The following is an 18,208-nucleotide window of genomic DNA, read 5'->3' on the forward strand; positions in this document are numbered from 1 at the left end:
GCGGGCTCGGCCGACGACCACCGCATACGGGGGTTGCGGGGGGAGCACCCGGTACCGAGAAGTCTTGGGGGACTTCTCGGTACCGGGTTTTGCTGTCTTGTGCTTTTCGGCAAGTCCCGGGTGACGGTTTCGGGCTGGTGGGTGGGAAACGCGGTGCGGCAACGGCAGCGCAGGGTCACTTGTCCACAGGCTCCGACGGCCGAGCCGACGGCGTCGTACGCTGGACACCCCCGGTCGCGCCCCGCGCCGGGCTGCTTGCGTTGCCCACCCTGGACGGAAAGCCCCATGAGCCTGCACGGTCTGCTCGACGCCATCGTCAAGGACCCCGCCCTCGCGGAAGCGATCACGGCGGCCGCGGACGGCAACCGTATGCACGTCGACCTCGTCGGCCCCCCGGCCGCCCGCCCCTTCGCGATCGCCGGCCTCGCCCGCGAGTCCGGCCGTACGGTCCTCGCGGTCACCGCGACCGGCCGCGAGGCGGAGGACCTGACCGCGGCGCTGCGCTCGCTGCTGCCCGCCGAGGGCGTCGTGGAGTACCCCTCCTGGGAGACGCTGCCGCACGAACGCCTCAGCCCCCGCAGCGACACCGTCGGCCGGCGCCTGGCCGTGCTGCGCCGCCTCGCCCATCCCCGCGCGGACGACCCCGAGACCGGCCCGGTCTCCGTCGTCGTCGCGCCCGTGCGATCCGTGCTCCAGCCGCAGGTCAAGGGCCTCGGCGACCTGGAGCCCGTGGCCCTGCGCACCGGACAGAACGCCGATCTGAACGAGGTCGTCCAGGCCCTCGCGGCGGCGGCGTACGCGCGTGTGGAGCTGGTGGAGAAGCGCGGCGAGTTCGCGGTGCGCGGCGGCATCCTGGATGTGTTCCCGCCCACCGAGGAACACCCCCTGCGCATCGAGTTCTGGGGCGACGACGTCGAGGAGATCCGCTACTTCAAGGTCGCCGACCAGCGCTCCCTGGAAGTCGCCGAGCACGGACTGTGGGCGCCGCCCTGCCGCGAGCTGCTGCTCACCGACCAGGTGCGCGAGCGCGCGCGAGTGCTCGCCGAGGAGCACCCCGAGCTGGGCGAACTCCTGAACAAGATCGCCGAGGGCATCGCGGTCGAGGGCATGGAGTCCCTCGCCCCGGTCCTGGTCGACGACATGGAGCTGCTCCTGGACGTGCTGCCCCAGGGGTCGATGGCCGTGGTCTGCGACCCGGAGCGGGTCCGTACCCGCGCCGCCGACCTGGTGGCCACCAGCCAGGAGTTCCTCCAGGCGTCCTGGGCGGCCACCGCGGGCGGCGGGGAGGCACCGATCGACGTCGGCGCGGCCTCCCTGTGGTCCATCGCCGATGTCCGCGACCGGGCGCGCGAGCTGGACATGATGTGGTGGTCCGTCTCGCCCTTCGCCGCCGACGAGGAACTGGACGCGGGCACCCTGAAGCTGGGCATGCACGCGCCCGACACCTACCGCGGCGACACCGCCAGGGCGCTCGCCGACACCAAGGGCTGGCTCGCCGACGGCTGGCGCACGGTGTACGTGACCGAGGGCCACGGCCCGGCCTCCCGCACCGTCGAGGTGCTCGGCGGCGAGGGCATCGCCGCCCGGATGGACACCGACCTCGGCGAGCTGAGCCCCTCCGTCGTGCATGTCTCCTGCGGCTCGATCGAGTACGGCCTCGTGGACCCCGGGCTCAAGCTCGCCGTGCTCACCGAGACCGACCTGTCCGGGCAGCGCACCGCGAGCCGCGACGGCGCCCGGATGCCGGCCCGCCGCCGCAAGACCATCGACCCGCTCACCCTGGAGCCGGGCGACTACATCGTCCATGAACAGCACGGCGTGGGCCGCTACATCGAGATGGCGCAGCGCACCGTGCAGGGCGCCACCCGCGAGTACCTGGTCGTGGAGTACGCCCCCGCCAAGCGCGGCCAGCCGGGCGACCGCCTCTACATCCCCACCGACCAGCTGGAGCAGATCACCAAGTACGTCGGCGGCGAGGCGCCCACCCTGCACCGCCTGGGCGGCGCCGACTGGACGAAGACCAAGGCGCGCGTCAAGAAGGCCGTCAAGGAGATCGCGGCCGACCTGATCAAGCTCTACAGCGCCCGGATGGCCGCCCCCGGCCATGCCTTCGGCACCGACACGCCCTGGCAGCGCGAGCTGGAGGACGCCTTCCCCTACGCCGAGACCCCGGACCAGCTCACCACCATCGCCGAGGTCAAGGACGACATGGAGAAGTCGGTCCCCATGGACCGGCTGGTCTGCGGCGACGTCGGCTACGGAAAGACCGAGATCGCGGTGCGGGCCGCCTTCAAGGCCGTACAGGACGGCAAGCAGGTCGCGGTCCTGGTGCCGACGACGCTGCTGGTGCAGCAGCACTTCGGGACGTTCTCCGAGCGGTACGGACAGTTCCCGGTGAACGTGAAGGCGCTCTCCCGGTTCCAGACCGACACCGAGGCCAAGGCCGTCCTTGAAGGGCTGCGCGAGGGCGCGGTGGACGTCGTCATCGGCACCCACCGGCTGTTCTCCTCCGAGACCAAGTTCAAGGACCTGGGCCTGGTCATCGTGGACGAGGAGCAGCGCTTCGGCGTCGAGCACAAGGAGCAGCTGAAGAAGCTGCGCGCCAATGTGGACGTGCTCACCATGTCCGCCACCCCCATCCCGCGCACCCTGGAGATGGCGGTCACCGGCATCCGCGAGATGTCGACCATCACCACCCCGCCCGAGGAGCGCCACCCGGTGCTCACCTTCGTGGGGCCGTACGAGGAGAAGCAGATCGGCGCCGCCATCCGGCGTGAACTGCTGCGCGAGGGCCAGGTCTTCTACATCCACAACCGGGTCGAGTCCATCGACCGCGCGGCGGCCCGGCTGCGCGACATCGTGCCCGAGGCCCGTATCGCCACCGCGCACGGACAGATGTCGGAGGCGGCCCTGGAGCAGGTCGTGGTCGACTTCTGGGAGAAGAAGTTCGACGTGCTCGTCTCCACCACCATCGTGGAGTCCGGCATCGACATCTCCAACGCCAACACCCTGATCGTGGAGCGCGGCGACACCTTCGGCCTCTCCCAGCTGCATCAGCTGCGCGGCCGGGTCGGGCGTGGCCGCGAGCGCGGGTACGCGTACTTCCTGTACCCGCCGGAGAAGCCGCTCACCGAGACCGCCCACGAGCGGCTCGCGACCATCGCCCAGCACACCGAGATGGGCGCGGGCATGTACGTGGCCATGAAGGACCTGGAGATCCGCGGCGCCGGCAACCTGCTCGGCGGCGAGCAGTCCGGGCACATCGCGGGCGTCGGCTTCGACCTGTACATGCGCATGGTCGGCGAGGCGGTCTCGGACTACCGGCGGCAGCTGGAGACGGGGGAGATCGAGGAAGAGGCGCCGCTGGAGGTCAAGATCGAGCTGCCCGTCGACGCGCATGTCCCGCACGACTACGCGCCCGGCGAGCGGCTGCGCCTCCAGGCCTACCGCGCCATCGCCTCCGCCAACTCGGAGGAGGACATCAAGGGCGTCCGCGAGGAACTCACCGACCGCTACGGCAAGCTGCCCGAGCCGGTGGAGAACCTGCTGCTGGTGGCCGGGCTGCGGATGCTCGCGCGGGCCTGCGGGGTCGGCGAGATCGTCCTTCAGGGCACCAACATCCGCTTCGCGCCCGTCGAGCTGCGCGAGTCGCAGGAGCTGCGCCTCAAGCGGCTGTACCCCGGTACGGTCATCAAGCCGGCCGCGCACCAGGTGCTGGTGCCCCGCCCGAAGACCGCGAAGGTCGGCGGCAAGCCGCTGGTCGGGCGCGAACTGCTCGCCTGGGTCGGGGAGTTCCTGGCCTCGGTGCTGGGGTCCTGACCGCGATCCGACCCCGGGAGTGAGCCGGCGCACGGACGAACGGTCCGTGCGCCGTTCCGCGGCCGCCGTGTGCCCCACCTCACGCCCCGCTTGCCCCTGAATCCTCCCTTTGGGACCCATCTGACGCTCCGCAGCGGGCAGTTACCGTAAGGGGCGGAACGATCCGCCCCGCTTCCGAGGGCGGACCCACAGGGCGAGCAAGGGGGGCGTGGCATGACGCGTCTGAAGAGTGCGACGGTCTGTGCGGTGGTCGTACTGGCCGCCGCGACCGGCTGCAAGTCGGGCCAGGACAAGGGGGCTTCGGGCCCCGAACCGAAGAGCGGCGGCGGCGCCGTACTGACCGCCGCGAAGGCGCTGCCCGTCAAGGGCCGCGCCCCGAAGACCGGTTACTCCCGGGAGCGGTTCGGCAGCGCGTGGGCGGACACGGACTCCAACTCCTGCGACACCCGGGACGACATCCTCAAACGCGACCTGAAGGACGTGAAGTTCACCGGCGGCACCTGCAAGGTGACCTACGGGCTGCTGGACCCGGACCCGTACTCGGGCAAGGACATCACCTACCGGCGCGGCGCCAGCAAGGTCGACATCGACCATGTCGTCGCCCTCTCGGACGCCTGGCAGAAGGGCGCCAAGTACTGGGACGCCAACAAGCGGATCGCGCTGGCCAACGACCCGCTCAACCTCATCGCGGTCGACGCGAGCGCCAACCGCGGCAAGGGCGACGGCGACGCGGCCACCTGGCTGCCGCCGGACAAGGACTACCGCTGCTCGTACGTGGCGACGCAGGTGGCGGTGAAGAAGAAGTACGGCCTGTGGGTCACCTCCGGTGAGCAGGCGGCGATGGAGAAGGTCCTCACCGCCTGCCCGAACCAGAAGCTGCCCTCCGGCGGCAACCCGACCGAGGCCCCGGCCCGCTTCAAGGCCCGCTAGGCCCCCGGTCGAGGCGCACCCCGGCCGTCGGCGCACCGCCGCCGTCAGCGCACGCGCGGCGGCGGGGCCGGGCGGCCCGCCTTCTCCCAGCCGACGAAGGTATTGGTACGGGCGTGCACGAACGCCTTCACCGGATCGCCGGAGTACGTCCACGGCACGCTGCCGACGTACTCGCCGACCGCCCGGAACTGCTCCACCGCCTCCGCGTACCGCTTCTTCTCGAACAGCATCTTGGCCAGCAGATGCCGCACCAGCGGCAGCCGGTGGTGCCCGGCCGGGACCCGGGCCACGGCGTCCAGCGTGGCGTCGATGGCCGAGTCCGTGAACGGCTGGTCGTACACGGGCCCCTTGGCCTCCCGGCAGGCGTGCTCGAACAACGCGTACAGACGCAGTACGGGCAGCAGGCTGCCGGGCGGGGCGGCGGCCGCGGCCTGCTCGGCGAACGCGTACATCAGTTCGTGCGAGCCGCGCCACTTGGCGCACCAGTACTGGAGCGCGCTGACATGGGCGCCGAAGTGGTGCGGGTCGCGCGCGGTGATCTCGGCCCACAGGGCGCGGAAGTCGTCGTGCGCCCAGCCGAGTCCGAGGGCGATGGTGATCTGCGCGATCCAGGGGCAGGGGTCCTCGGGTGCCATCCGGGCGGCCTCACGGCAGGCGGGCAGCGCCTCGGCCAGCAGCCGGTGGAAGCCCTCGAACTGCTCGGAGGTGGTGTGCTTCGCCAGCTGCGCGCCGCGGACCTCGCCCGCGAGCGAGACGAGCGCGTCCGCGTGCACGAGCGCGGCGGACGGGTCGCCGGGGTACTCGGTGCGCCAGGCCGTCACCCAGGAGTCGTCCTTGACGGCGGCGTTGACCAGGATGCCGAGCCGGTACCAGCGCAGATCCCAGTCGCGGCCCGCGCCCGCGAGATAGCCGGCGGCCCGCCGCCAGTCACCGGCGAGCGCGGCCGCGGCCACCGCGTCGGCCTCGGGGTCGGGGCCCGCGTACCGCTTGTCGAGCTGTGCGGCGGGCACCAGGCCGTAGGCGGCCGCGTCGATGGTGACCGGTGCCTTGGCCTTCTCCTCGGCCTTCTGGGCGCGCGCCTTGCGGATGTTGCGCGGGATGGTGACGGCCGCGTAGGCGAGGACGCCGACGCCGGCTATGTCGATCAGGACGTTCATGAACGGGTCTTCCGGGTGATCGGGGCCGCCTGGGGGAGGCGGCGGGGGGAGAGCGGGGCGAGCGGCCGTCAGGCCGGGGTGTGGGGAGCCGGTCCGGTGCCGTCGAGCGGTCCGCGGGCGCCGCCGCGCAGCAGCAGGGTACGCAGGGGCGCAGTCACGGCCGGTTCGGCGACCGCCCGGTCCAGCGCCGCCGGCAGATCCTCGGTGAACCACGCGGGCGCCGTCTGCCGCACCGGCGGCCCCGCCCAGCACACCTCCCACCGGCACAGGCCCGTCTCCAGCGCGGCGCCCAGCGCCAGTTGGCGCAGGGCCGAGCGGAAGGCCGTGCGGGCGAACTCGCGCGCCGCGCGCCCGCTGCTGCGGGCGGCCCGCTCGGACCGCGGCAGCCGGGCGGCCAGCTCGTCCAGCAGGCCCCGGTCGAGCAGGTCGAGGAGGCGGTCCAGTGCGATGACGCCGGGGGCGGCCGGGGTGCCGGTCGGCTCGGCCATGGCCGCGAGCAGCGGTTCCGTCTCCCGTGCGGCGGTCTCCCGGCGTGCCCGCCACGGAAGTTCGGCCCAGGGGACCCGGTGTTTGGACAGTGCTTCCGTGCTCAGGGTGGCCTGTTCCAGGTCGGCCAGGAGCCGGTCCGGCGCCCGGAGCAGGTCGGTGGCCGGGCGCTCCAGGAGGGCGGGGGCGCGGCCGTCGTCGGGGAGCGACTCCAGCGCCCTGATCCGGTCGGCCGTGGGCGGGTGGGAGGCGTACGGTGACCGGTCCTCGCCGGGCTCCTCCGGCAGCGGTTCGCGCGCCAGTGCCGTCAGCTGCGCTCGGCGGGTGCCGTCCGCGAGCAGCAGGGCGAACCCGCCGTAGAACTGCCCCTCCGGGGGCAGCAGTCCGGCGTCCCAGCCCATCAGGGCGTAGTGGTTCAGATACAGCTCGTCGGCCGCTTCCAGCGCGGGGACGCGGCGCAGGGCGGCGGCCGTGGTGGCGGGGCCGGCGATCCGGGCGGCGACCAGGTCGGCCGCGTACTCCTGGCGGCGGCTGACCGCCTCGGTCAGGCGCAGGCACAGCTTGGTGTACGCGGTGAAGACGAGCGCCAGGTAGTGGTCGGGCCCTCGGGTACGGCCCCGCTTCAGGGGTGGCGGCCTGCCCTCCGCACGGCGCCGGGCGGCCTTCGCGGCGAACTCCGCCCGCTCCTCCGCCTCCTCGCGCGCGGCCCGCTCCCTCAATGTGCCGACGGTGTGCGCCAGCCGGCCGCGCAGCGCGGCCACCACATGGCCCAACCGGGTGTCGTGGTGGGCGTAATGGCCCAGCTCGTGCCCGAGCACGGCGTCCAGCTCGGCCTCGGGCAGGCCCAGCAGCAGGGCCACGCCGAGGAAGAGCCGCCGCTCGCCCGGGACAAGGCCCAGCCACCGGGCGTCCTCCCGCACCATGGCGACGGCACCTGGGACGATCCGTATCTCCGCGGGCGGCCGGGTGCCCACCCGCCCGGCCAGCCGCCGTACGTGCTCCCACAGCTCCGGCTGCTCCCGCGGCGTCAGTGAGAGACCCGGCGGCCCCTCCCGCCCCTCCTCGGGCCGCCGGCCGAGCGCGACGATCCGCAGCACGCACCAGGCGACGGCCAGCGAGCCGAGCCAGCCCTCGACGGTGACGACGGTGAACGTGCCCCGGGCCAGCACGACGTCCAGGGCCGCCACGGCGACGAGGAGCGCCAGGGCCAGCAGATAGAACCCGAGCAGCAGGCCGAGGGCGAGCGCGGCACGCAGGGAGGCTCCCGGCGCGCCCCGCCCCGCGGCTCGCCCCGTGGCCTGCCCGGCGGCTGCCGAACCGGCGGGGCGGAGAGGCATCGGCACCCTTCGCATCGGCGCCCTTCGCATCGGCACCCTTCCAGGGGACGGGACGGAGGACGGGGCGGGCGGGCTACTTCTTCAGACCGGCGAGGAGCGTCGTGGTCAGCTTCTTCGCGGAAGCCGCGCCGTTGTCGGTGCCCGCCGTGGACAGCACGGTGATCACGGAGGAGCCGGAGCGGGCCGCCACGAGGGTGGTGCCGTTCTGCCACTTCCCGCTCGTCAGCGTCATCGTGTACGCCTCGTCGCCGAGTCCGGCGGTGGCTTTGCCGGCGACCTTCACCTTGGCGTGCGCGTCGGTGTCCGTGAACGTGGCGCACTGGGTGGCGACGGCCGCGATCTGCTTCATCGCGTCCTTCGCCTGGGCGACCGGGAACTCGTCGATCTCCTGGGCGATCTCCTCGGTCTTCTGCGCGTTCACATAGTCGTTCTGCGCGAACGAGGAGCTGTTCTTGTAGCCGGTCACCTGGATCCAGGACGTGCTCTCCAGGCTGACGCAGTCCGGCTTCGTGGTCTTCCGGGCGGACGGGGAGAGCAGCTCGGCGCCGCTGTCGGCGGTGTTGTCGTCCTCGACGGTGTACCCGGCCGGGAAGGCGTCGGCGGGGGCCAGCAGCTTCTTCAGCTGCGTACCCGTGCGCAGACCGGCGTTCGGGTCCTTCGCCTCGGTGTGCTTCGCGCTCGGGGCGGAGGCGTCCGTGGAGCCGGTGGAGCAGGCGGTGAGGGCCAGGGGCAGGGCCGTGGCGACGGCGAGCAGCGTGGCGGCACGGGACGAGAGACGCATGACAGTCCTTCAGGGCTGGTGGAATACCGAACGGTTGAGCGTTCGCTGGGTCAATAACAGCAGAGCCTGTGAACCGAGTCAACATGGTTCACAGGGTTCCGCAATGAACACGCCGTGAATGAAGGGATCTTGTGTACGCCGGTATGCTCGGCACAAACGGGACGAGGGGAGCGGGGCCGGTGCAGGATCAGGCGACAGAGGTGACCGCGGCCGGTATCGCGCGGCTCGCCGGAGTGGGCCGGGCCGCCGTCAGCAACTGGCGCCGTCGGCACGCCGATTTCCCCAAGCCGGTCGGGGGCACCGAGACCAGCCCCTCCTTCGCGCTCGCCGAGGTCGAGACATGGCTGCGCAAGCAGGGGAAACTCGCCGAAGTCCCGTTGCGCGAAAAGGTCTGGCAGCAGCTCGCGGGGCATCCCGAGGGCCCGCTCACCGCGCTGGTGCACGCCGGGTGCGCGCTGCTGCTGATCCATGAGCGCTCCACCGTCTGGCTGGCGGCGAGCGCGGGTTCCGACGAGCGCCTGGCCCGGCTGCTGCCGGGAGCCCTGGCGCAGGTGCTGACCCCGCGGCTCGGGGAGCTGGCAGGGGTCCTGATGCCCGGGGTCGGGGCGCCGGGTGATGTGAACACGCCGAACGGCTCCCAGTCGACGGACAGGGGATCGACAGCCCCGGGTGTGAACACCGCGCCGACGTCCCTCGATGTGAACATCCCCGACTCCTCCGACGCCCCGGACGCCCCGCCCCCGCTCCTCCCCGACGCCCCGCCCCCGCTCCTCCCCTCCGTCCCCCTCCTGCGCGGCGCCGCCGAACTCGCCGCCGAGTCGGGGGCGCGGCAGGCGTTCGAGTTCCTGCTGGGCCGGCATCTGGACGCCAACCCCCGCCAGTACACGCTCACCCCGGCCGAACTCGCCGCCCTCATGGCCGACCTGGCCGGTCCGGCCCGCACCGCCCTGGACCCGGCCTGCGGCACCGGCGCCCTGCTGCGGGCCGTGGACACCCGCCCCGAGCAGTGGCTGCACGCCCAGGACAGTGCCCCCGACCTCGCCGCGCTCACCGCGCTACGGCTCGCGCTGCACTCGCGCGCCGGAGTGCGCGCCGCCGCCGGGGACGCCCTGCGCGCCGACGCCTTCCCGGAGCTGCGCGCCGACGTGGTGCTGTGCCACCCGCCGTTCAACGAACGCAACTGGGGCCACGACGAGCTCGCCTACGACCCCCGCTGGGAGTACGGCTTCCCGGCCCGCACCGAGTCCGAGCTGGCCTGGGTGCAGCACGCCCTGGCCCGGCTCACCGACGGCGGCACGGCCGTCCTGCTGATGCCCCCGGCCGCCGCCTCCCGCCGCTCCGGGCGCCGGATCCGCGCCGACCTGCTGCGCCGGGGCGCGCTGCGGGCGGTGCTCGCGCTCCCGGTCGGGGCGGCGCCGCCGTACAACATCCCGCTCCACGTCTGGGTGCTGCGCCGGCCCGAGCGGAATCCGGCCGCGCCCGAGGTGCTGCTCATGGATACCGGGCGGTTCGCCGGGGAGGGGCGCGGCGGCCCGGACTGGGCGGCGGTGCGCGAGGCCGTCCTGGACGCCTGGCGTGCCTTCACCCGCGCGGGACGGCTGGCGGAACGGCCGGGCCTCGCCCGTTCGGTGCCGGTCATCGAACTCCTCGACGACGACGTGGACCTGGCGCCCGCCCGCCATCTGCCGCCGCCCGCGGTGGCCGACGGCGCCGAGCAGCTCGCCGCGGTGCGCGAACGGCTCGGCGAGACCCTGCGCCTGACCACCGACCTCACCCCGCCGGCCGCCGACCCGGCCCCGCCCGTGCGCTGGCCGCTCACCACCATCGGCGAACTGGCGCGCGCCGGCGCCCTGGTGATGCGCACCGGCGGCAACGGCGGCCACGCGCGCCTGCCCGTGCTCACCGACACCGACGTCCTCACCGCGGCCGCGCCCTCGGGCACCCTGCCCGAGAGCGACGAGGAGGCCGTGCTGACCGAGCCGGGGGATGTCGTCGTACCGGTGCTCGGCGGCGGCTCCGTGGCGCGCGTGATCGAGGAGGCGACGGCGGGCGCCGCCCTGGGGCGCAACCTCGTCCTTCTGCGCCCCGATCCCACGGCGCTCGACCCCTGGTTCCTCGCCGGATTCCTGCGCGGCACCGCCAACAACCGGCAGGCCAGCAGCTACGCCTCCACCGCCACCCGCCTCGATGTGCGCCGCCTCCAGCTGCCCCGGCTGCCGCTGGCGGAACAGCGGCGCTACGGCGCCCGGTTCCACGCCCTGGACGAGTTCGAGCGGGCACTGCGGCACGCGAGCCGGCTCGGGGACCATCTGGTGCGCGGAATGTACGACGGCCTCACGGACGGCACCGTCGCCCCCGACTGATCCCTGACCGATCCTTTCCCTGACAACGGTTTGATACATCCCGGATGTGTTGTCGGTGCCGGGCCATATGCTCGATCCACACGCCAGTTCCAGGGACTTCGGGCAACAGGAGCAACCATGCACGGCCACGGCCACGGACAGCCGGCCAAGAGGCCGCCGCACCTCGCGGTGCTGGTCCTGCTGCGCGTGCTGTTCGTGGCGGCCGGATTCCTCAGCATCGGGTTCCTGGCCTGGGCGATGCTGCTGCGGCTGGCCGCCGTCACCCGCAGGCCCCTGGACTGGGGGCTGTTCGTGGCCGTGCTGTTCATCGACATCGCGAGCATCGTCCTGGTGGGCAACGACCCGTCCGAGGACGCGTCGGGCCCCGGCGGCACCCTCGGCATGTGCCTGGTGCTCGTCACACTGGTCTCCGCGACCACGTACTACCTCGTTGCGGAGATACGTCATTACGGGCGCCGCGGACGGGAGTTCGAGGCCCGTTCCGTACCGGCGTACGGCTACCCGGGCCCGGCGACCCCGGCGTACGCCACGCCCGTCGTACCCACCATGCCCGCCTCTCCCGTCATATCCGGCATGCCCACCCCGCCGCCGACGGCCCCGCACACCCCCGTGCCCGGCCCGCCGCCGGTCGTGCCGCCCCCGCACCGCCCCGCCCCCGCACGCATCGACCAGGTGCGGGCCGAGCTGGACGAACTCAGCGACTATCTGCGCAAGCACGACGGGCGGCACGACGGGCGGCACGACGGCCGGCGTGAGGACGGAAGCGGAAGGTGACCGTGGCGACAGGACGTCTCGTCGCCGGCCGCTACGAACTCTCCACCCTCATCGGCCAGGGTGGCATGGGCCAGGTGTGGACGGCGTACGACCAGCGGCTCGACCGGCGCGTGGCCGTGAAGCTGCTGCGCCCCGACAAGGTCGCGGGCCAGGAGGCCGACGAGCTGCGCCGCCGCTTCGAGCGCGAGTGCCGGGTGACCGCCCAGGTCGACCACCCCGGCCTGGTCACCGTGCACGACGCGGGCAGCGAGGGCGAGGAACTGTTCCTCGTCATGCAGTACGTGGACGGCGCCGACCTCGCCGACCACCTCGCCGAGCACGACCCCTACCCCTGGCCGTGGGCGGTCGCGGTGGCCGCGCAGCTGTGCGCCGTGCTCAGTGCCGTACACGCCGTGCCGATCGTCCACCGCGACCTCAAGCCGCGCAATGTCATGGTCAAGCAGGACGGCCTGGTCACCGTGCTCGACCTGGGCGTGGCCTCCGTCATGGACACCGACACCACCCGGCTCACCCACACCGGCTCCCCGATCGGCTCGCCCGCCTACATGGCGCCCGAGCAGGCGATGGGCGGCGCGGTCGGCCCGTACACCGACCTGTACGCGCTCGGGGTGCTGCTGCACGAACTGCTCAGCGGCGACGTGCCGTTCACCGGCGCCACCGCGCTCGGCGTGCTGCACCGGCACCTGTACGAGCCGCCGCTGCCCGTGCGCCGGATCCGCCCCGAGGTCCCGGAGGCACTGGAGAGCCTGGTGCTGCGCCTGCTCGCCAAGGACCCGCAGCACCGGCCGGCCTCCGCGCAGGAGGTGTACGAGCACCTGGCGCCACTGCTGCCCGCGCGCGGCATGCCCAACGGAGCGCCCCTGGACCCCACGCGCCCCTTCCTGCGTCCGCACGCCCCCTGGCCCGACCGCGCCCGCACCCCCGCGCCCCGGCCGGCCCCCGCCGCGCCCGCGGCCCCGGCCACCGGCAAGCCCGATGTCGCCGCCGCCGTCGACGAGGTCAAGCGCCTGCTGGGGGAGGGCCGGATCACCCAGGCCGTCGACATCCTGGGCGCGATCCTGCCCGCCGCGGCCGAACAGCACGGCGAGCACTCCCCGGTGGTGCGCACCCTGCGCAAGCAGTACGCGGCGACCCTCATGGACGACGGCCAGTACCGGCGCGCCCTGCCCGAACTGCGCCGCCTCGCCGACGAACGCGCCGCGGAGGCCGGCCAGGCCGATCCGGTGTCCCTGCGCTTCCGCTACGACGCCGCGCAATGCCTCGAACAGCTGGGCGAACCCGCGGCGGCGCTCGCCGAGTACCGCGCCCTGCTGCCGTACTACGAGAACCAGTACGTGTCCGGTGATCCGCAGCAGGCCCACGAGGTCCGCCGGCGCATCGGCCATCTGCTGCTCGCCCTCGGCGACCGGCCCGCCGCGCACGACACCCTCGCCCGCCTGGTGCTGGACGTGGAACGCCTCGGCGGCCCCGGCCACCCGATGGCCGTCGAGATCCGCCGCACCCTGCACTGGCTGGGCCAGGTACGCGGCTAGAGTCATCCGGCCACATCCGGCCACATCCGGCCACATCCGGCCATGCGTACGGACGGCGCACGGACGCCGCACAGGCATCGCGCAGGCATCGCACAGAGAACCAGCAGGGGTGGGCACCATGGCCGGACACCGGCAGTCCAAGAAGCGCAGACACATCACCTGGGCGGTGGCGGGCGCCGTCGTCGTCGCGGGGGCCGGCCTCGCCGCGCAGACCTCCATGGCCGCCACCACCTGGCCGGCCCAGAAGACCTTCACCGGGCGGGCGTTCGACACCTGCACCGCGCCCTCGTCGGCCACCATGAAGGCCTGGCACACCGGCTTCTACGGCGCCGCCGCTGTCTACGTGGGCGGCAAGAACCGCGGCTGCGCCCAGCCCAACCTCACCGCGTCCTGGGTGAAGTCCGTCAGCTCCCTCGGCTGGAAGCTCGTCCCGATCTACGTCGGCGCCCAGCCGCCCTGCCAGTCCGGCTCCAACCCGGAGAAGATGACCGCCTCCAACGCCGCGGCCCTCGGCACGCAGGACGCCAACGACGCCGTCGCCAAGGCCGCCGCCCTCGGCATGAAGGCGGGCAGCCCCGTCTACCTCGACATGGAGGGGTACGACACCGCGAACACGTCGTGCAACACCGCCGTACTGACGTATGTGCGCGCGTTCGACAAGCAGGTGCACGCCAAGACGTACCGGGCCGGGTTCTACGGCTTCACCAGCTCCAGCGCCAAGGCGATCGCCACCGCCTCCGACAAGACGGATCTGCCGGGCAACCTCTGGTACGCGCTGTACGACAAGCAGAACACCACGACCACGGACTGGCCGTGGGGCGCCAAGCAGTACACCGGGCACAGCCGCGGCCACCAGTACATGGTCAACAGCAAGGAGGCGCACGGCGGGGTCACGCTCACCGTGGACCGCGACGCGTGGGACGGGCCGGTCGCGATCACGGGCTGAGCGGCGAACTCGCGGGCGTGCGCCGGTGCCCGAAGTCGCGGTGAATCGTTGGTCGAATGGGTTGGCCGGAGCAGCGCCACTGCCTACCATCGATCACCGCAAGACTTTGTGCATCGCCGCACAATCTCCCCTTGGAGGTCTCCCTTGCACCGCCGCCGTCGCACCGCGCTCGTCCTCACCGCCGCGATCGCCGCAGCGGCCCCCCTGCTGACCGCCTGTGGAAGCGACGCGCATCCGGGCGCGGCCGCCGTCGTCGGCGGACAGCGGATCACCGTCGCGCAGCTGGAGAACCGGGTCGGCGAGGTCCGTGACGCCCAGCGGGCCGCGGTGCCCGACCAGGGCCAGTACCAGCAGGTGCTCGCCCAGACCAGCAGCCTCACCCGCGACACCCTGCACAACATGGTCCTGGACCAGGTGATCCACCGGGCCGCGCAGGACGAGGGCGTCTCGGTCACCCGCAAGGAGGTCCAGCAGCTGCGCGCGAGCCTGGAGCAGCAGGCGGGCGGCTCCAAGGGCCTCCAGACCACCTGGCTCCAGAAGTACGGCATCGCCCCCGCGCACCTGGACGAGAACCTGCGCCTCCAGCTGGAGGCGCAGAAGCTCGCGGCCCGGCTCGGCACCGACACCACCCAGCCCGCCTTCTGGAAGGCCCTGTCCAAGGCGTCCGGGGAACTGCACATCGACGTCAACCCGCGCTACGGCACCTGGGACGTGCAGAGGAGCAGCCGGGTGGACGCGAAGACGCCGTGGGTGCGGGAGGTCACGGCGGTGGCGGGCGGCGCGCCGGTCACGGCGTAGGCGATGGGCCAGGGACGGCGTAGGCGGCAGGCCGGGGATGGCGTAGGTCGTACGATCACACGACTCGGGTGCCCCTGTGGATAACCGGATCCGGTCGTCGCGGCGGTGGGTTACTTTCGGATCGTGAACGCATCCAGCCCCGCCGCCGGCCCCGGCCGCATCGTCCTCCTCACCACCAGCCACCGCGTCGCCCCCGGCCTGCTGTCCTGGCCCGCGTGGGAGGCGCTGCGCGCCGCGGACGCCGTGCTGTGCGCGGACGGCGCCCATCCGCAGCTGCCGTATCTGCGGGAGGCGGGTACAGAGGTGTCCGAGGCGGCGCCCACGGCGCAGGAGCTGATCGACGCCTGCGCCGGCGGACGCACGGTGGTGGTCGTGGCCACGGGCGAGGGAGAGCCCGCCCTCACCGACGGCCTGGCCCGGCTGGCCGGCTCCGGCCGGGTCCGCATGCCCGAGCTGGAGCTGCTGCCCGCCTCGTACGATCTGCCCGGCGCCCGGCTGCTCGACCTCGTCCAGGTCATGGACCGCATCCGCGTCGAATGCCCCTGGTCCTCCCGGCAGACCCACGAGGGCCTGGCCAAGTACGGCATCGAGGAGTCGTACGAACTGGTCGAGGCGATCGAGGCCGGTGACCGCGAGGAGCTGCGGGAGGAGCTGGGCGACGTCCTCCTCCAGGTCGTCTTCCACTCCCGGATCGCCGAGGAGCACCCCGAGACACCGTTCTCCATCGACGACGTGGCGGGCGGCATCGTCGCCAAGCTCATCCACCGCCACCCCCATGTCTTCGGCGACGCGGTGGCCGAGACCCCCGAGGACGTCAAGGCGCACTGGCTGCGCACCAAGGCCGAGGAGAAACGCCGCACCTCGGTCACCGAGGGCATCCCGCTCGGCCAGCCCGGCCTCGCCCTCGCCGCCAAACTCGCCTCCCGCGCCCGCGTCGCCGGCCTCGACGTCCCGCTCCCCGAGGGCGACGACATCGGCTACACCCTCCTCGCCCTCGCCGCCCGCGCCGAAGCCGCCGGCACCGACCCCGAGACCGCGCTGCGCGCCGCGGCCCGGACGTACCGGGACGCGATACGGAAGGCCGAGGGGTTGCCGGATACCGTCGAGGAGTGACCGACCAGCTTCCCCCCGACGACACCGTTCCCGCCGCTCCCGAGCTGTTCACCTGGGAGTTCGCCGCCGATCCCTACCCGGCGTACGCGTGGCTGCGTGAGCACGCGCCCGTGCGGCGGACCCGGTTGCCCAGCGGGGTGGAGGCATGGCTGGTCACCCGGTACGCGGATGCCCGGCAGGCGCTCGCGGACCAGCGGCTCAGCAAGAACCCGGCGCATCACGACGAGCCCGAGCACGCCAAGGGCAAGACCGGCATCCCCGGCGAGCGCAAGGCCGAGCTGATGACGCACCTGCTGAACATCGACCCGCCGGACCACACCCGGCTGCGCCGACTGGTCAGCAAGGCGTTCACGCCCCGCCGGGTCGCCGAGTTCGCGGACCGGGTGCAGGAGCTGACCGACGACCTCATCGACCGGTTCGCCGAGCGCGGCTCGGCCGACCTCATCCACGAGTTCGCCTTCCCGCTCCCCATCTACGCCATCTGCGACCTGCTCGGCGTCCCGCGCGAGGACCAGGACGACTTCCGGGACTGGGCGGGCATGATGATCCGGCACGGGGGAGGCCCCCGGGGCGGGGTCGCCCGGTCGGTGAAGAAGATGCGCGGCTACCTCGCCGAGCTGATCCACAAGAAGCGCGAGGCGCTGCCCGCCGAGCCCGCGCCCGGCGAGGACCTGATCTCCGGCCTCATCCGCGCCTCCGACCACGGCGAGCACCTCACCGAGAACGAGGCCGCGGCGATGGCCTTCATCCTGCTGTTCGCCGGCTTCGAGACCACCGTCAATCTGATCGGCAACGGCACCTACGCCCTGCTCACCCACCCCGAGCAGCGCCACCGCATGCAGGAGGCCCTCGCCCGCGGCGACGAGGAGCTGCTGGCGACCGGGGTGGAGGAGCTGCTGCGCTACGACGGCCCGGTGGAGCTGGCCACCTGGCGGTTCGCCACCGAACCGCTCACCATCGGCGGGCAGGAGATCGCGCCCGGCGACCCGGTGCTCGTCGTCCTGGCCGCCGCCGACCGGGACCCGGAGCGGTTCGAGGACCCGGACACCCTGGACCTCGGCCGACGGGACAACCAGCACCTCGGGTACGGACACGGCATCCACTACTGCCTGGGCGCCCCGCTCGCCCGTCTGGAGGGACAGACCGCGCTGGCCACCCTGCTGACCCGGCTGCCCGATCTGCGGCTCGCCGCAGAGCCGGACGAGCTGCGCTGGCGCGGCGGGCTCATCATGCGGGGTCTGCGCACCCTGCCGGTGGAGTTCACCCCGCCCGCTCAGTAGTCCAGGCCCGCGAACCAGTCGCCCCGGCCGCCCGGGGCCAGATCGAGCAGATGCCAGACGGGGTTGAGGAGATCGAGGCCGCGCTGGTCGATGTCCTCGGCCATCCGGGGGTGCGCGGAGTAGAAGTGCCGGACGGTGCCGTCCGCGCCCCGGGTGAGGACCGAGACGGTCGAGTCCTGGACGCCGTCCGCGTCCTCGCTGCCCAGGTCGTACTTGAAGGTGCTGTCCCCGGCGCTGAGCAAGCGCAGCCGGGACCAGCCGCGGGCGCGGGCGTGCCGGCGCAGCGCGGGCAGGTCGGCGGCGGCCACCACCACCAGGTCGGCGTTGCGCGCGACCTGGTGGGCGACGCCGTCGAAGCCGTCGATCCACAGGGTGCACATCGGGCAGGGATCGGTCTGCCGTTTGCCGTACATGAAGTGGTAGACGAGCAGCGCCCGCTCCGGGCCGCCGGTGAACAGCTCGCTCAGCCGGACCTCGCGCACGGGCGCGTCGCCCGCGTCCAGGTCGGCCGGTCCCTCCAGGAAGACATAGTCGTCGAGCTCGGCTCCCGGCGGCAGCGCCCGGCGCAGGGCCGCGACCCGTTCGCGCTCGCGCATCAGCTCGATCTCGGCGCGGCGCAGTTCCTCGCGGGCGGCGAGGTACTCCGCGGACTCGCCGTGCAACCGGGTGTGCCGCATCGTGTGTCCTCCTGGGTGAACAGCCCCCCGGAATCAGGTCGGTTCCATGGTTCCGGGAGCCCCGCGTCCCGAGGATGAGGCGCCGCCGTGCCCGACGGGTGAAACAGGACGTGACGGAGCGGAGGGGCAGACCTTCAATCCTGTGATCTTCGCGTTATCCGCGCGGCATGAACTTGTGACAAGTGATCGTGTGCGGCTACCTTCACCCCTCAGCG

General features: G+C 73.0%; 13 protein-coding genes. 9 read left to right on the forward strand and 4 right to left on the reverse strand.

Annotated elements, in window-relative coordinates:
- The first annotated feature begins 285 nt into the window (after positions 1–285).
- Together mfd and AB0N90_RS28585 are read left to right on the forward strand one after the other, a co-directional pair.
- Complete coding sequence (gene mfd, locus AB0N90_RS28580) at positions 286–3,819, forward strand: transcription-repair coupling factor (RefSeq protein WP_365201444.1); 3,534 nt, start codon at positions 286–288, stop codon at positions 3,817–3,819.
- A 213-nt stretch (positions 3,820–4,032) separates the two neighbouring features.
- Positions 4,033–4,749 carry an HNH endonuclease family protein gene (locus AB0N90_RS28585; RefSeq protein ID WP_361673904.1) on the forward strand — a complete coding sequence of 239 codons (717 nt, stop codon included), beginning with the start codon at positions 4,033–4,035 and terminating at the stop codon, positions 4,747–4,749.
- 44 nt (positions 4,750–4,793) lie between these two features.
- On the opposite strand, the gene AB0N90_RS28590 is transcribed toward AB0N90_RS28585, so the two are convergent.
- The 3 genes from AB0N90_RS28590 to AB0N90_RS28600 all read right to left on the reverse strand — a co-directional run bounded on the left by AB0N90_RS28590 (position 4,794) and on the right by AB0N90_RS28600 (position 8,510).
- Positions 4,794–5,906 (reverse strand): hypothetical protein, encoded by a 1,113-nt coding sequence (locus tag AB0N90_RS28590; RefSeq protein ID WP_365201447.1) that lies wholly within the window; start codon positions 5,904–5,906, stop codon positions 4,794–4,796.
- A 68-nt stretch (positions 5,907–5,974) separates the two neighbouring features.
- Positions 5,975–7,729 carry a M48 family metallopeptidase gene (locus AB0N90_RS28595; protein ID WP_365201449.1) on the reverse strand — a complete coding sequence of 585 codons (1,755 nt, stop codon included), beginning with the start codon at positions 7,727–7,729 and terminating at the stop codon, positions 5,975–5,977.
- 73 nt (positions 7,730–7,802) lie between these two features.
- Positions 7,803–8,510: a hypothetical protein gene (locus AB0N90_RS28600; protein ID WP_365201452.1), complete on the reverse strand. Its 708-nt coding sequence runs from the start codon at positions 8,508–8,510 to the stop codon at positions 7,803–7,805.
- A gap of 179 nt (positions 8,511–8,689) precedes the next feature.
- On the opposite strand from AB0N90_RS28600, the gene AB0N90_RS28605 reads away from it, so the two are divergent.
- The 7 genes from AB0N90_RS28605 to AB0N90_RS28635 all read left to right on the forward strand — a co-directional run bounded on the left by AB0N90_RS28605 (position 8,690) and on the right by AB0N90_RS28635 (position 17,316).
- Positions 8,690–10,873 (forward strand): N-6 DNA methylase, encoded by a 2,184-nt coding sequence (locus AB0N90_RS28605; protein WP_365201453.1) that lies wholly within the window; start codon positions 8,690–8,692, stop codon positions 10,871–10,873.
- A 117-nt stretch (positions 10,874–10,990) separates the two neighbouring features.
- Positions 10,991–11,647 (forward strand): hypothetical protein, encoded by a 657-nt coding sequence (locus AB0N90_RS28610; protein ID WP_365201455.1) that lies wholly within the window; start codon positions 10,991–10,993, stop codon positions 11,645–11,647.
- Positions 11,644–13,179: a serine/threonine-protein kinase gene (locus tag AB0N90_RS28615; RefSeq protein ID WP_365201458.1), complete on the forward strand. Its 1,536-nt coding sequence runs from the start codon at positions 11,644–11,646 to the stop codon at positions 13,177–13,179. Before AB0N90_RS28610 ends, AB0N90_RS28615 begins: the two co-directional genes overlap by 4 nt.
- A 118-nt stretch (positions 13,180–13,297) precedes the next feature.
- Entirely contained in the window at positions 13,298–14,125 is an 828-nt protein-coding gene (locus tag AB0N90_RS28620) for a glycoside hydrolase domain-containing protein (RefSeq protein ID WP_365201460.1), read from the forward strand.
- Between the two features lie 144 nt (positions 14,126–14,269).
- Positions 14,270–14,923: a SurA N-terminal domain-containing protein gene (locus AB0N90_RS28625; RefSeq protein WP_365201463.1), complete on the forward strand. Its 654-nt coding sequence runs from the start codon at positions 14,270–14,272 to the stop codon at positions 14,921–14,923.
- Between the two features lie 123 nt (positions 14,924–15,046).
- Entirely contained in the window at positions 15,047–16,036 is a 990-nt protein-coding gene (locus AB0N90_RS28630; protein ID WP_365201465.1) for a nucleoside triphosphate pyrophosphohydrolase, read from the forward strand.
- The gene (locus AB0N90_RS28635) at positions 16,033–17,316 is read left to right on the forward strand and encodes a cytochrome P450 (protein ID WP_365201468.1); all 1,284 of its coding nucleotides are present in this window, start codon (positions 16,033–16,035) and stop codon (positions 17,314–17,316) included. Before AB0N90_RS28630 ends, AB0N90_RS28635 begins: the two co-directional genes overlap by 4 nt.
- Here the strand turns inward: AB0N90_RS28635 and AB0N90_RS28640 are convergent.
- Entirely contained in the window at positions 17,310–17,993 is a 684-nt protein-coding gene (locus AB0N90_RS28640; RefSeq protein WP_365201470.1) for a DUF899 family protein, read from the reverse strand. The two genes, AB0N90_RS28635 and AB0N90_RS28640, sit on opposite strands and share 7 nt — an antisense overlap.
- Between the last annotated feature and the right edge of the window lie 215 nt (positions 17,994–18,208).

Origin of the sequence: Streptomyces sp. NPDC093018, assembly GCF_040684035.1 — a bacterium.
Taxonomy (GTDB): domain Bacteria; phylum Actinomycetota; class Actinomycetes; order Streptomycetales; family Streptomycetaceae; genus Streptomyces; species Streptomyces murinus.